Below are 13474 nucleotides of genomic sequence, written 5' to 3'. Positions count from 1 at the left end.
GTGTCTCCATCAAGCTGCCGGCACTGGCCGGGAAAGACAAGCGCGACCTCATCTTCGGTTGTGAGCAAGGCGTTGATTTCGTTGCGGCTTCCTTCATTCGCAAGAAAGAAGACGTGCTGGAAATCCGTGAGCACCTGAGAGCCCACGGTGGCGAGAACATCCAGATCATCTCCAAGATCGAAAACCAGGAAGGCCTGGACAACTTCGACGAGATCCTGGCTGTCTCCGACGGCATCATGGTGGCACGTGGCGACATGGGCGTGGAAATTCCGGTTGAAGAAGTGATCTTCGCCCAGAAGATGATCATCACCAAGTGCAACAAGGCACGCAAAGTGGTTATCACCGCCACCCAGATGCTGGATTCCATGATCAAGAACCCGCGTCCGACCCGCGCCGAAGCCGGCGACGTGGCCAACGCTATCCTGGACGGTACCGATGCAGTCATGCTGTCCGGTGAGTCCGCCAAGGGCAAGTACCCGCTGGAAGCCGTGACCATCATGGCCACCATCTGCGAGCGTACCGATGCCGTTATGCCGTCCAACCTGTCTGCTGCCAACGACAGCAACAAGCTGCGCATCACCGAAGCCGTTTGTAAAGGCGCGGTCGAGACCTCCGAGAAGCTGGGCGCCCCGCTGATCGTGGTTGCCACCGAAGGCGGCAAATCTGCCAAGGCCATTCGCAAGTACTTCCCGCAAGCCTGGATCCTGGCCATCACCACCAACAAGAAAACTGCAGCCCAACTGGTTCTGACCAAGGGTGTGGTGACTCATGTGGTTGACAGCATCGCCTCTACCGACGATTTCTATCGCATCGGTAAAGAAGCAGCGCTGGAAAGCGGCATGGGTCTGAAGGGTGACGTGGTCGTCATGGTCTCCGGTGCTCTGGTACCGAGCGGTACCACCAACACCGCCTCCGTTCACCTGCTCTGATCTGCGTTAAACCCATGGTGAAGAAGACGCCGGCCTCAAGCCGGTGTCTTCTCTATTGCCCTTCGACCGGAGGGTCAGTGAAGGGATTGACTTGCTCAGCGCTGGCGAGCCTTGAATCTGGGATTGCTCTTGCAGATCACGAACAGCTTGCCGCGGCGGCGGACAATCTGGCAATCCGGGTGGCGGGACTTGGCTGATTTGAGGGAGGAGAGCACTTTCATGACTTGTCTTTTCCTTTGTTGAAGAATTGGCCGAAACGTTGACCAAAGCGGGCGACCTGACCCTCCTTGCCGATCTGCTTCTGCTTGCCGGTATAGAAGGGGTGAGAGGCACTGGAGACATCCAGCGTCACATAGGGATAGGTATTGCCATCCTCCCACTGCTTGGTGCGGTCTGTCTTGAGGGTGGAACCCACCAGAAAATAGGTATTGGCGGTCAGATCGTGAAACAGGACCTGACGGTATTCGGGGTGAATGTTGGGGCGCATGATACTCACTCTATGAATTGATATGTTATCTTATAACAATTAAATCATGCTCCTGTTGAGAATGAATATCAACAATTTTTTGGAATGACAGCGAGAGTCCAGGCCGGCATAGAGGAAAAACCGGCTGGTGTGCACAACCTGTGAGCAGTGAAACCTGGTTATCTGCCGCGTCGCTGCGACTTTGATTGAAGGCCTGTCTGGGGAAGCAGATAATGCCCCTTTACTTTTGATTTTTACTGTATAAAAATACAGGTATAAATCATGGAGACTTATCCTATGCGTCTGGAAATCATCATCGACAAGAAACATCAGATCCCTACCACTACCATGGAGGCGCTGCGTCAGGAGTTGCTCAAGCAGTTGGGCGAGAAATTCCCAGACCTGCATGTGCGGGTCGCGCCGGGCAGTGCCATGGCGATGACGGTCAGCCGTGCCAGCAAGGAAGACAAGGAGCTGGCGGAGGCCATGGTGCAGGAGGTGTGGGAGAACGCAGATAGCTGGATGCCGGAAAACGCCGCCTCCTGAGGCCCGATGGCTACCGCGTGAGCGTAAATATGGCTGGCCAGGCCTGAAACCGGATTATCGGATCAAATGAAACGCAGCCCTGGGCTGCGTTTTCTGTATCTGTATCTGGCTATGTTACGACTCGCACTGTTTAGCCTCTGCTGAAGACAGATGCGCTTACAATCCGGCCCACCGTTTGAGGCTGTTGACCTGCACTTTCTGGTCGGCCTGGGTTATCTCGCCATTGGCGCGAAGTGCCTTGATGGCGACAGGCAGGGCGGCACGCACTTCGGCGGCCGTCATGCCGGCGTGCAGGGCAGGGTGATAGGCGAGCTTGAGCAGCACATAGTCGAGTCCGGTGGGGAAGCTGTCGATGCTGTTGTCGTTGAAGATGGATGGGAACACCTTGTCAGAGTCATTGGGCAGCCCCATCACCTGGGTGAGCTCTTCCACCACACAGTCGAGAAAACGTCCCTTGGCGCGGCTGTAATCCACGGGAATGATGATGGTGGCGCGTGCTATCTCGTAACGGGCATTGATGGCAAAGTTGGCCATACAGAGCCCTTCCTTGAGCGCCGTCGTGATAGCCGCACCCTGGCCCATGGTCCGTTTGGCCCAGTTCGCCATCCGGGCACGTTCGGTCATGATGAGCGTGATGTTGGGTTTGTCGTTCACCAAGATGATAGGGTGGCCTATGATGCCAGCCAGATGCTGGCTCTGGATCTTGACCACTTCGGTTTGCAGCGGTTTGTCGCCAAACTCGTTGATGAGTTTGAGGCGGATGGGCTGTTGCCAGCGGGCAAATCGCACGTTCTGCTCCTCGCCATACTCCCGCTTCATGGCGACTTCGAAAAAGCTGTCGATAAGATACGCATCGCTCTGCCAGCGCTCGGCGGCAGTGAGGGGCAGCGTCAGTAGCTGCGCCATCATGAGCCACACTCCCGTCAGCCATCCCTTGAACATGACGGAACGGGGGCGCGGCAACGGGGGGCGGCGAAATGGGATCATGTTTCCTCCTTGAAACGGCTATCGATCAGCGAGCGGCACGCTCAAGGTCACGCCAGGTAAGCCAGAGCCTGAGATCAAACTCCAGTTGATGATAGTCCGGCTCCATGTGCTGACAGAGCTGGTAGAAGGCCTTGTTGTGATCCTTCTCTTTCAGGTGGGCCAGCTCGTGTACCACTATCATCTTCAAAAAGGCAGGGTGGGCCTCCTTGAACAGGGCGGCGATGCGGATCTCGTTCTTGGCCTTGAGTTTGTTGCCCTGCACCCGGCTGACGTAGGTGTGCAGACCGAGGGCATCCTTGATCACGTTGATCTTGCCGTCGAAGATCACTTTCGAAAGGGGCGCCGAGCTTTTGAGGTAGCGATTCTTCAACTCCATGGTGTAACCCAGCAATGCCTTGTCACTCTGGATCAGGTGACTGTCCGGGTAGCGTTTTTCCAGCATATCCCCAAGCTTGCCTGCCGCGATCAGCTGTTGTACCTGGGCCTTGAGCGGGTCTGGATAGCCCCCGAGATAGGTCAGTTCCACCATGGTTTGTCACTCGTCACATCAAAAAAGAGCGTCATTGTAGTCATCCCGCGTCGGCTTGGATAGGGCTTGCGCTTGTCCGAAACGTGCCGTGCGCCCAAACAAAAGGACCGTCACTGCATGCAGTGACGGTCCTTTTCGGCGATGGAGCGGGATCAGCGCCTGCGATAGAGACCCGGATCCACCTCTTCATACTGGCTCACCAGATATTGATAGAAGGCGAGACTAGAAGGGGTGGTCGGTTTTTTCAGCTCGTCTGCAATCCGCTCCGGTTTGGCGATGATGAACTTGGGGCTCTGGCGCTTGATGTCGGCCAGCACCCGCTCACGCACATCGTAGGGCGGATTGACGTTGGCAAAGAAGAGGTAGGCCGACGCGGGTTGGCGATCGGTCCACAGATAGTATTGCGGCTGAATGCCATCGACCCAGATCTTGTCGGTCGGGCCGGTTTCGGCCTTGATCCGGTCGACCCGCACTTGGGCCGGCGGGTTGAACGGCTTGCCCTTCAGGCTGCCCTCCCAGGCGTTGTTGAGCAACAGGGCCAGCATGGCCAGCGAGGCGAGCCAGGGGGTGGCACTGCGCACATCCCAGGCGCGCCACAGGGGCACCAGGATCAGCACGGGCAAGGCCCACAGCAGGCTGTTGCCGAGCACTTCCCGTACTCGTTCCAGCGACCACTCCTTGGTGCTCCAGCCATAACCGAGCTGCTGGGCCAGCAGCCAGCTGGCAGTCAGCACCACCAGCGAGATGCAGAGCAGGCCGAGACCATCGGCCTGCTGTTCGCTGCGATCCAGCAGACAGGCGAGCGGCAGCAGGGCCAGCGGCAGATAGAGGACGTCGTAGTGATCAAACACATGGCCGGAGACAGAGTTGGCAATCAGGGTAAAGATCACGCCAAACAGGGTGGCGCACAGGGCGGGCAGATACCACTCCTGACGCCGGCCCATCATTAGGACGATGAAGGCGGGCAGCAGCATGATGAGGCGGGTGCGCAGCAGGCCGACGCTGCCCACATCCGGCGAGAAGCCTGTGCCGTAGCTGCCCTCGAAGAAGATGTCGAAGGCGTAATACTTGAATTCGGCCAGCAGGCTGTGGTGCTGGAAGTAGGCGAACAGGGGGCCGCCAATCAGGGCCAGACCCAGCAGGCTGGAAAAGAGCAGGGCGAGGGCGCAACGCCACTGTTCGCGCAGGCACCAATGGCAGAACAGTACCAGATACCAGGCGCCCCAGAAGGCGCCGTTGTTGGTGCGCATCCAGGCCACGATGGCAAATGTCAGCGCCGCCACCAGGGCTGGGCCCCAGCTGAAGCGTTTGTCCAGCAGCATGGTGATGAAGGCCCACTGGGCGATGAGGGCCAGGTGGAATGTCCAGTCCTCTGTCATGTTGCCGTAGTAATAGCGGGTGCTGTAGAGCGCCAGCACTGCCAGCATGGTGCCGAGGCGGGCGCGCAGGGAGAGGCCAAGCTGAGCGAATGCCTGCCAGCTGGCCAGCAGACCGAGCCAGCAGAGCGCCCATTCCAGCAGCCAGATCCCGAAGAAACCGCCCATATGATAACCGAGCGCATCGAGGGCGAAGATCATGGTGCCCTTGATGTCGATCATGTCCCGATAGAGCACGCCCCCCTCGCTCCACATCTTGCCCATCACCGCAAACAACGAGGCATCGAAACCGGGGGCCATGCCATGAAACAGCGGATTGCGCAGACAAAACAGCAATGCCAGCAGACCGGTGAGCAGGATGACTAGCGGCCTTAGGCCCGGATTGACACGAGGAGCGCTAAAACGGATGGCATGATTCATGGGTGACCTGTTCCTGCTGGGAAGTCTCGAAAGCGGGCCTATCTTGCCGAGCCTGACTGCGCTATGCAATGGGCGAGGGTAATGTGCTTGAAATAATTTGCAAAAGTGCCGCTTCCTGGCAAGAAAGGGGCACTTTTTCTGACACAGGAAGGAGAAGCGGTAACGTGAGTCCCTTACCCGCCGACTCACGGCATGGCGTGAGGGCCGTGATACTCCACCAGCTCCGGCAGGGTTGCGAGCTCGGGCAGATAACGGGCCCAGCGGATGAAGGCATCCGCCAGCGTAATGCCGAGCTCCTGATTGTGCTGGGTCAGGGTGCGAGCCAACGCCGTGTAGCCCTCTTTGCCGGAGGCGGTATAGGCACTGGATACTCCCCGATAGATGGCGTCTGCCTCGACTGGCTGCCAGCAGCCTGGCGCGCTTTCCCACTCCAGACGGGTGATCCTGGCCCCCTTGGGACGATCAGCCTGATAACAGAAGCGCATCCCGGCTGTGTAGGGGAAGCTGCCGTTACCATTGCCCGTCACGCCGTTGTTGGTGGCGTTGTCGATGGCGCCTTCCAGCGCCTCAGCCAGCTCATGGCCATGCACCCGGTAGAGGGTGAGGGGGATGGCAAACGGGAGCAGGCGACCTGCGATGTCCGCTTCGCTCAAGGGACCTGGCTCCAGGGAGCAGCGCACCCCCCCTGCGTTGTGCAGGGCGAAATCCACCTGACCAACCTGTTCGCGGGCACCGATCAGCATGGCGTGGGCCACCAGCGGAGCAACCTGGCTGCCGGCGGGCAGATTGGCATCGGGCAGGCGCTGATGATGGAGCGGCCCGGCGAGATGGGTCACGATGCGCTGGGTCATGGTCTCGAGCTCGGGCCGGTAGCGTTTGGCCAGATGCTGCTCGAGCTCGGGGGCCGGCTCGCAGAAGTACAGCCCTGCAGGGGGCTCTGAGGCAAACGGCCAGGGTTGCCAGGGCAACCATTCCAGTTGGCCTTGACTGCGACTCACACGTCCGCGGGCATCAAACTCCAGCTCGCATACCCCCAGGCAGAGCGCGCTGTGGGCGGCATGGAGGATAGCCACGTCGTTCACCATCAACGGATAACTGCCATCGCTCTCGAGCCCCAAGGGCGCGAGATCCCCCAGTTGACTGTGGGTGTGGCCGCCAATGATGAGGCTCAGTTCCGGAAAGCGGGCCGCAAGGCGCTTGTCTTGCTCCAGTCCCAGGTGGCTAAGCAAAATAATGTGGTGGATGCCCGCAGCCTTGATCTCGCCGATCGCGGCGGTCAGGGTGTCATCGATACCATGAAAGCGGGTATGGGGATCCGGATTGGCGATGGCGGCCATCTGCGGCAGCGTGATGCCAAGCAGCGCAAAGGGGACGCCGTCTATTACGCGTTTGTGCCAGGGACGGCTGGCATCATGAAGCATGGGCAGGCCCTGCAAGCGCAGCGGGGTATCGGCCGGCTCCTGGCTGCTGTCGAGGTTGGCGGCCAGCACGGGAAAATCGAGCTGGCGCAAAAATTCCACCAGAGGACCGTTGCCCAGATCGAACTCGTGATTGCCGATCACCATGGCATCGGGTCGCAACAGGCTCAGCAAGTCGGCATTGGCCCGTCCCTTGAAACGGTTGAAATAGAGTGACCCCTGAAAGGTATCGCCACCGTGCAGGAACAGGCAGGTCTGGCCCGCCGCATCAGCCTGCTGGCGCAGGGCGGTGAGTCTGGTAAGAATGCGGGCATAGCCGCCACACGGGGTGCGCCATTCTGACTCGCCAACAGGGAAGAAGCGCATGGGGGCGCCATCGAAATGGGAGTGGCAGTCACTGAAATGGGCAAGTTGAACCGTAATACTCATCTCGGTCCTCCTTAGAGAAAAAGAGCACCGAGTCTACTCCAACCTAGGGGGAAGATACTAGCCCGGCAGGACGCCGGGCTAGTAAGGGAAGAGAAGGACCAAGCGGGAGCCTGCTCAGGGAATCCCGTTGGTCCAACGCAGATCTCAGGCGGGAACCATGATCTGGGTGGCGAGGATCACCACCACCAGGCCGGAGACAGGCGAGATGGTGCGACCCAGGTTGGAGGCTTGCAGCATGGGGATGACCAGATAGGCGGGATTGACGCCGAGGCTGGTGGCCAGGTGCGGGATCAGCTCCACGAAGGCGTAGAAGGGAGCATTGCCGGAGCCTGTGGTAAAGGCGGCCAGGGTGGTGATGACCACCAGTACCAGCATGATGACAATACCGCCGGTGCCAAAGCTCTGGGCCAGATCCAGGAGGTTCGCGATGAAGCCCAGTCCCATCAGACCCTGGGCAAACACACCGGCACCCACCAAGAGCATGACCACGCCGGAGAAGGCGTCTGCCATGCTGCGCCAGCATACCTGCAGACCCTCGAGCAGATCCTTGCCGTTGCGCTTGCGCACCAGTTCCAGCAAGGCAGCCAGCACCAGACAGATGACGATGATGGTCACTATGTCGAGTTTGGGGCCCACTTTGCCGTCAAACAGCAGCACGCCGATGATGGGGGTAAACGGCAGTATGGCGTAGAAGCCGGGAGCATCCGTGATGAGATCGCTCGGTGCGACAGGCTCGTTGTGCTCGCCCGATTTCTGGTCAAGATAACGCTGCCAGAAGAAGTGGGCGACCGCCATGGCGGCGATGGCCACCAGCGAGATGGGCAGGGTCAGCTTGAAGGCAAAGTCGAGCAGCTCCATGTTGGCGGCCTGGGCTGCCATCACGACGTCACCCGAGGTGGGCGCCAGAATGATGGCGGCTGGAGAAGCACACACAGCGGCTGCGGCGCCACGGGAGATCCCCATGTTGACCATCAGCGGGAACAGGGTGGCCATCAAGAGCACGCCCAGACCGGTTGCAGAGCTCACCGCCAGCGACATGGCACAGGCGACCAAATAGGCGGCCACCAGCAGTATGTAGGGGGATTTGATGATGCCGAGCGGTTTGCTGGCCAGCTTCACCAAAATGGTGTTGGCGCCGATGTGGCTCATGTAGCCGGCAAAACCGCACAGCACCATGATCAGCATGCCCAGGCCACCGCCGCGATCCACCAGCAGGAAGCGCACATATTCGAAGATATCGGTGGCAACATGGCCGGTGGAGGTGACGCTGGCGGGCAGCACCGTCTTGCCCATCAGGGCGGTAATGGTCAGCAGCAGCAAACCGCCGCTGAGCAGCACCCCGGTGGCCGAGTAGCCCTTGAAGATGTAGCGCCCCACGGTCAGGGTGACCAGGGTACCAATAAGGAGTTCCATCATAGAGTGAGTTCCTGAGTACGAAATGAAGGTGGATGCATTTCATGGGTTAACTTGGCGGTTAATCTGGTCAATTGCGGAAAGCATCAACAGAAAACTCGGCGATTATTATCTAATAAGGGGTAACTCACCATGATGTTGGTCATCACTTGTGATCTCGCTTGCAAATCAATGGGGACGCGGGGTTGCGACTTGTCTGGCTGGCACATAGTCTTTGTGACGGGAGTAGATGACTGCCGACGGGAACGCGGTTAATCTCTTGTTTCGTCTATTAATACGTTGATTATTAATTAAAATAACACTTCAGTCATCAACGAGGTCAAGGCAGCATAAATGGGCATGGTCAGCAAAGTTTTCATGGTGGCACTCTTGCTCCATGCTGCTACGGTCGGGGCCGAAACGTCGCATTATGCCGGCATCAAGGTGGAGCCGGATATCAAGGTGGATTTCCAGTTTTATCGGGTTTTTGGGCAGGATGTCGCCAGTGTGGCCCGGCAGATAGCAAAACAGGGGCCTGCCCAGGCCAGAGGCCATATCGGCATGGCCAGTTACCAACTTTCCTGGCAACTGCAGACCCGCCCCGGGGTGAGCCGCTGCGAGCTGGAACAGGTCAGGGTCATGACCCGCATCAAGGTGATGGTGCCGAACTGGATGGACAAGGCCAGAGCTTCCGCCGCCGAGCGGCAAAAGTGGGACGCGCTGGTGGGCGCCATGTTCGACTACGAGAGCCGCCACAAGGACATACTGCTGGAGAGCGTCAGCCTGCTTGGCATCAAGCTGGTACAACTGCCGGTGGCGCGCGATTGCGCCGCCTTGCAATATCAGGCCTGGCAGCAGGGGCAGGAGGTGCTTGCCAGCTCCCGTGAGCGCTTCACTCTGTTGCAGCAGCAGACCGATCATGGCCGCAAACTTGGGCTGGTCTGGCCCAAAGGCATCTAGCACATCGACATGCATGACAAGCGATAAAACGGGCTCCCATCGGGGAGCCCGTTTTTATTGTATTCAAGCCGTCAGCTGCACCAATGGGTTAATTGAGGGGCTTGCCCTTGAGCAGTTTGCGTATCCAGTAGCGGGCAGGATGAAGCGCTTCCAGCAGGTCGGTGGCCAGTGGCAAGGGATCGCCGCAGATCTCGCTGGCGATCAACTCGCCGCACAGAGGCGCCGAGCACAGGCCCCGCGAACCGAGTGCCCCCAGCACGTAGAGGCCCGGATGAAGCGGCAGCGGCGCCGGGTTTTGTTGATCACGCTGAAGCCGGGCGTAGTGATCCGCCAACCCTGCCAACCTGGCGATTGGCCCGGCCACCGGCAGGTGATCCCGGCTGGCGCAGCGCACGCCGACCCTGGCCTCATTGCTGCTTACATCCACCTCTGCTGGCCAGGCCTGGTCCGGCAGGCAGGCTTGCAGCCGAGCCTGGTTCTGAGCTTGTTCTTCTGCGCTGAATGCCTGTGTGCTCTGATTGCGGCCATAGCTGGCGCCGATGCAGTGTTCTGCATTATGGGCTGGCGTGAGATAGCCATCGTAACAGAGCACCGTCTTGAGCTGGCTCAGGGTTGCGGTAGTCGGCACATGGCTCACTTGACCGCGCACCGGATAGAGTGGCAGCTCGGCAAAGGGGCTCAGGGCTGGCAACTGATGACCGGCAGCCACTACCAGATTGGGGGCCTGCCATTGACGACCCTCACGGCTTGCAACCAGCCAGCCATCCACTTGCTCATGAATAGCCGTGACAGGGCAATCGTACTCCACTTGCAGCAGACCGCTTGCCTGCGCCTCCTTTATTGCTGCGCGGGTGAGGTCGGCCGGACAGAGCCAGCCCCCCAACGGATAGCTGACCCCGGCATGGCCCGAGGGCAGACCACATTCGTGTTCGGCTTCAACGGGCGTCAGCGGGCGCATCAACGCGTGCGGGAAGGGGCCTTGTTGCATCTTGGCCAGCTTGGCGGTGGATTTGTCGTCATAGCCAAGCTGCACCACACCGCATAAATCAAAGGCGATGGGATGGTGCTTGGCCAGGCTCAGCAGCCGTTGGCGTGCATAGCCGAAGGCCAGTGAATAAAAGCGTGACAAGGCATCGTGCTCGCCGTTGAGCAGGGGATAGAGTGCCCCCTGTCGATTGCCGGAGGCACCGGTCGCCAGTTCATGGTCCTCGCAAAGCAGAGTGACCTTGCGTCCCCGCTCTACCAGAGAGAGCGCCGTCATGGCCGAGGCGATGCCGCCGCCGATGATCACTACCTCGCCGTCTCGCCCCGCCGGTCTGGCATACCAGGGGACAATGGTGCGCTGTGGTTTCTTGTCTACCCGCTCGCCTGCCAGCATTGCCCACTTGCTGCCATGGCCCTTGACTTTCTTCATGGCAAAGCCGGCGGCAATCAGGCCACGACGCACGAAGCCGGCGCTGGTAAAGGTGGAGAGGGTTGCACCGGGACGAGCAAGGCGGGCCAGGCCGTCGAACAAGTCTTGCGTCCACATCTCGGGATTTTTTGCCGGTGCGAATCCATCCAGATACCAGGTATCCACCAGCCCCTGTTCACCATGAGGTACTTGCGGCAGCATCTCCTTGATGTCCCCCAGCCAGAGATCGAGTCGAATGCGGCCGCCCGCAAAGTGCAGACGATGGCAGCCAGGGACGGGCAGTGGCCACTGTGCTATGAGTGCCTGGCTGAAGGGGGCAAGCTCGGGCCAGGCGGTCAGCGCCTTGTGAAGATCGTCACGGGTGAGGGGGAATTTTTCGAAACTGATGAAGTGCAGACGGGCGCCGTTGCCGGTTTGGGGTGCCTGTTCCAGGAAGGCTTTCATTGTCGCCAGAAAGTTAAGGCCTGTGCCGAAACCTGTTTCACCTATCACGAAACTGTCACTATTGTGGTGCGAAAATCGCGCTGGCAACCCATTTTGCTGCAAAAAGACGTAGCGGGTTTCACTTAGACCGTTATCATTGGAAAAGTACACATCCCCGAAGTCACTGGAGACTGGAGTTCCCGCTTCATTCCAGTCCAATCGGGCATGATGTAAGGATGTTTGACTCACGTTTCCCTCTGCTCGCGTCATAAGAACGCGGGCATTCTACGTGAAAGCAGACCAGTTTGGCAGCCGAAAGCGGGTAGACTTGGCGCCAGTTTTTCCAGACGAGATGAATTAATGAGAAGAGCAGTGATCACCGGTATCGGCGTCATCTCCAGTATCGGCAACAACAAGGAAGAAGTGCTGGCCTCCCTGAAAGCAGGTAAATCCGGCATCACCTATTCCGAGCAGTTCGAGCAGCACAACCTGCGCAGCCGTGTCTGGGGTAACATCAAACTCGAGCCGTCTGAACTGATCGACCGTAAAGTCATGCGTTTCATGGGTGACGCTGCGGCCTATGCCTATCTCTCCATGCAACAGGCCATTGATGATGCCGGTCTGCAGGAAGATCAGGTCTCCAACGAGCGTACCGGCCTGGTGGTCGGTTCCGGTGGTGCCTCCGGCAAGAACACCTCTGAGTCCTGCGATATCGCCCGTGAGAAAGGCGTCAAGCGGGTGGGTCCCTACATGGTGCCGCGTACCATGTCTTCCACCACCTCCGCTTGTCTGGCCACTCCATTCAAGATCAAGGGTGTGAACTACTCCATCAGCTCCGCCTGCGCCACCTCTGCGCACTGCATCGGTCACGCCATGGAACTGATCCAGCTGGGCAAGCAGGATGTGGTCTTCGCCGGCGGCGGTGAAGAGCTGGATTGGTCTTCCACCATACAGTTCGACGCCATGGGCGCCCTGTCCACCAAGTACAACGACACCCCGGAAAAAGCATCCCGTACCTATGACGCCGACCGCGATGGTTTTGTCATTTCCGGTGGCGGTGGCATTCTGGTGGTCGAGGAGCTGGAACACGCCCTGGCCCGTGGTGCTCACATCTATGCCGAGCTGACCGGTTACGGTGCCACCTCCGATGGCTACGACATGGTTGCTCCGAGCGGTGAAGGCGCCGTGCGTTGCATGAAGATGGCGATGCAGGATGTTGGCAAGGTGGATTACATCAACACCCACGGCACCTCTACCCCTGTCGGTGATACCAAGGAGCTGGAAGCCATCCAGACACTGTTTGGCACCCAGGGCCCCAAGATCTCCGCCACCAAGGCGATGACTGGCCATGCGCTGGGCGCTGCCGGCGTGCACGAGGCCGTCTACTCCCTGCTGATGATGGAACATGGCTTTATCGCCCCCAGCATCAACATCGAGACTCTGGACGAGAAGGCCGAAGGTCTGCCCATAGTACGCGAGTACGAAGCGGCCGATCTCAATACCGTCATGTCCAACAGCTTCGGCTTTGGCGGTACCAACGCATCACTGGTATTCAGCAAGTTCAAGGCTTGATGAATCGATGATGTGAAAAAAGGCGCCGAAAGGCGCCTTTTTTATTGGCTGCGGGGCGACCCTCAAGCAGGATCTGGCAGGGGCCGCCGCATGTAAACGGCGCCTTCACCATATTCGTTAAGTGGTTTGGGTGTAGCGGCAGGGACAAAGCCCTGTTTGTGCCAGAAACGAGCTGCATCCTGTACCGCTACCAGACCCACATGTTCATAACCTTCCTCACTGGCAAAGGTAAGGGCGGTCTCCAGCAGCAACTGGCCAACGCCCTTGCCGCGCGCCTGCTTTGAGACGGCCAGATCGTGCAGATAGAACTCGTCGTTTCCCGCCAGGGTCTGCATCCGTACCGACAGGGACGGTGGCTGGTGGGCTTGCCAGGGATGGCAGAGCAGGTAACCCAGCACCTTGCCCTGATATTCGGCCACCCAGCAGCAGTCGGGAGCCAGGTCGGCCTTGTTGCTCATGACCTCGAGGGGCTCAGGATCCAGCTGCTGATAGCACTCGTCCTGAATGGCCATGATAGTGGGCCAGTCGTTGGCCCTGGTGGTACGGATCGTGATCATAGTGAGAGGGAATCGCTGCCTGGGTACGCTGATTAATTAATGTGTGCGTTTACCAG

Annotated in this window: 13 protein-coding genes; 4 read left to right on the top strand and 9 right to left on the bottom strand. The window is 59.1% G+C overall.

Annotated features, from left to right (window positions below):
- Positions 1 to 929, top strand: a 929-nt coding sequence (gene pyk / locus AXW79_RS12195) for a pyruvate kinase (RefSeq protein WP_063977646.1), incomplete at its 5' end; no start/stop codon positions are given.
- Between the two features lie 95 nt (positions 930 to 1024).
- On the opposite strand, the gene ykgO is transcribed toward pyk, so the two are convergent.
- Both ykgO and AXW79_RS12185 read right to left on the bottom strand, forming a co-directional pair.
- Positions 1025 to 1150, bottom strand: coding sequence for a type B 50S ribosomal protein L36 (gene ykgO, locus AXW79_RS12190; RefSeq protein ID WP_005300174.1), 126 nt, complete (start codon positions 1148 to 1150; stop codon positions 1025 to 1027).
- Positions 1147 to 1416, bottom strand: a complete 270-nt coding sequence (locus AXW79_RS12185; RefSeq protein WP_005310870.1) for a type B 50S ribosomal protein L31 — start codon at positions 1414 to 1416, stop codon at positions 1147 to 1149. The genes ykgO and AXW79_RS12185 overlap by 4 nt, the downstream gene beginning before the upstream one ends.
- A 276-nt stretch (positions 1417 to 1692) precedes the next feature.
- On the opposite strand from AXW79_RS12185, the gene AXW79_RS12180 reads away from it, so the two are divergent.
- Entirely contained in the window at positions 1693 to 1941 is a 249-nt protein-coding gene (locus AXW79_RS12180) for a DinI family protein (RefSeq protein WP_005310871.1), read from the top strand.
- A gap of 156 nt (positions 1942 to 2097) precedes the next feature.
- On the opposite strand, the gene AXW79_RS12175 is transcribed toward AXW79_RS12180, so the two are convergent.
- From AXW79_RS12175 to dcuC, 5 genes are all read right to left on the bottom strand, one after another.
- The gene (locus tag AXW79_RS12175) at positions 2098 to 2928 is read right to left on the bottom strand and encodes a DUF2927 domain-containing protein (RefSeq protein WP_005310873.1); all 831 of its coding nucleotides are present in this window, start codon (positions 2926 to 2928) and stop codon (positions 2098 to 2100) included.
- Positions 2929 to 2953: 25 nt separating this feature from the next.
- Positions 2954 to 3457, bottom strand: a complete 504-nt coding sequence (locus AXW79_RS12170) for a M48 family metallopeptidase (RefSeq protein ID WP_005310875.1) — start codon at positions 3455 to 3457, stop codon at positions 2954 to 2956.
- A gap of 152 nt (positions 3458 to 3609) precedes the next feature.
- Positions 3610 to 5253 (bottom strand): hypothetical protein, encoded by a 1644-nt coding sequence (locus AXW79_RS12165; protein ID WP_005310878.1) that lies wholly within the window; start codon positions 5251 to 5253, stop codon positions 3610 to 3612.
- Positions 5254 to 5438: 185 nt separating this feature from the next.
- Entirely contained in the window at positions 5439 to 7100 is a 1662-nt protein-coding gene (locus AXW79_RS12160) for a bifunctional metallophosphatase/5'-nucleotidase (protein WP_005310880.1), read from the bottom strand.
- 144 nt (positions 7101 to 7244) lie between these two features.
- Positions 7245 to 8516, bottom strand: coding sequence for an anaerobic C4-dicarboxylate transporter DcuC (gene dcuC / locus AXW79_RS12155; protein ID WP_005310881.1), 1272 nt, complete (start codon positions 8514 to 8516; stop codon positions 7245 to 7247).
- A gap of 336 nt (positions 8517 to 8852) precedes the next feature.
- On the opposite strand from dcuC, the gene AXW79_RS12150 reads away from it, so the two are divergent.
- Entirely contained in the window at positions 8853 to 9452 is a 600-nt protein-coding gene (locus AXW79_RS12150; protein WP_170321032.1) for a DUF922 domain-containing Zn-dependent protease, read from the top strand.
- 88 nt (positions 9453 to 9540) lie between these two features.
- Here AXW79_RS12150 and mnmC read toward each other — a convergent pair whose 3' ends face one another.
- Entirely contained in the window at positions 9541 to 11559 is a 2019-nt protein-coding gene (mnmC, locus tag AXW79_RS12145; protein WP_011898802.1) for a bifunctional tRNA (5-methylaminomethyl-2-thiouridine)(34)-methyltransferase MnmD/FAD-dependent 5-carboxymethylaminomethyl-2-thiouridine(34) oxidoreductase MnmC, read from the bottom strand.
- 90 nt (positions 11560 to 11649) lie between these two features.
- On the opposite strand from mnmC, the gene fabB reads away from it, so the two are divergent.
- Entirely contained in the window at positions 11650 to 12861 is a 1212-nt protein-coding gene (gene fabB / locus AXW79_RS12140; protein WP_011898801.1) for a beta-ketoacyl-ACP synthase I, read from the top strand.
- Positions 12862 to 12923: 62 nt separating this feature from the next.
- On the opposite strand, the gene AXW79_RS12135 is transcribed toward fabB, so the two are convergent.
- Complete coding sequence (locus tag AXW79_RS12135; RefSeq protein WP_005310888.1) at positions 12924 to 13418, bottom strand: GNAT family N-acetyltransferase; 495 nt, start codon at positions 13416 to 13418, stop codon at positions 12924 to 12926.
- Positions 13419 to 13474: the final 56 nt, after the last annotated feature.

It is taken from the genome of Aeromonas salmonicida subsp. salmonicida (genome assembly GCF_001643305.1).
In the GTDB taxonomy this organism is placed as follows: Bacteria; Pseudomonadota; Gammaproteobacteria; order Enterobacterales; family Aeromonadaceae; genus Aeromonas; species Aeromonas salmonicida.
The sequence above is the reverse complement of the archived record's forward strand: the minus strand, read 5'-3'. Positions and strand labels throughout refer to the sequence as shown.

What these genes read in the sequence shown, in the direction of transcription:
- ykgO (WP_005300174.1), bottom strand. Translation starts at nt 1,150, where the DNA reads ATGAAAGTGCTCTCCTCCCTCAAATCAGCCAAGTCCCGCCACCCGGAT.
- AXW79_RS12185 (WP_005310870.1), bottom strand. Translation starts at nt 1,416, where the DNA reads ATGCGCCCCAACATTCACCCCGAATACCGTCAGGTCCTGTTTCACGAT.
- AXW79_RS12180 (WP_005310871.1), top strand. Translation starts at nt 1,693, where the DNA reads ATGCGTCTGGAAATCATCATCGACAAGAAACATCAGATCCCTACCACT.
- AXW79_RS12175 (WP_005310873.1), bottom strand. Translation starts at nt 2,928, where the DNA reads ATGATCCCATTTCGCCGCCCCCCGTTGCCGCGCCCCCGTTCCGTCATG.
- AXW79_RS12170 (WP_005310875.1), bottom strand. Translation starts at nt 3,457, where the DNA reads ATGGTGGAACTGACCTATCTCGGGGGCTATCCAGACCCGCTCAAGGCC.
- AXW79_RS12165 (WP_005310878.1), bottom strand. Translation starts at nt 5,253, where the DNA reads ATGAATCATGCCATCCGTTTTAGCGCTCCTCGTGTCAATCCGGGCCTA.
- AXW79_RS12160 (WP_005310880.1), bottom strand. Translation starts at nt 7,100, where the DNA reads ATGAGTATTACGGTTCAACTTGCCCATTTCAGTGACTGCCACTCCCAT.
- dcuC (WP_005310881.1), bottom strand. Translation starts at nt 8,516, where the DNA reads ATGATGGAACTCCTTATTGGTACCCTGGTCACCCTGACCGTGGGGCGC.
- AXW79_RS12150 (WP_170321032.1), top strand. Translation starts at nt 8,853, where the DNA reads ATGGTCAGCAAAGTTTTCATGGTGGCACTCTTGCTCCATGCTGCTACG.
- mnmC (WP_011898802.1), bottom strand. Translation starts at nt 11,559, where the DNA reads ATGACGCGAGCAGAGGGAAACGTGAGTCAAACATCCTTACATCATGCC.
- fabB (WP_011898801.1), top strand. Translation starts at nt 11,650, where the DNA reads ATGAGAAGAGCAGTGATCACCGGTATCGGCGTCATCTCCAGTATCGGC.
- AXW79_RS12135 (WP_005310888.1), bottom strand. Translation starts at nt 13,418, where the DNA reads ATGATCACGATCCGTACCACCAGGGCCAACGACTGGCCCACTATCATG.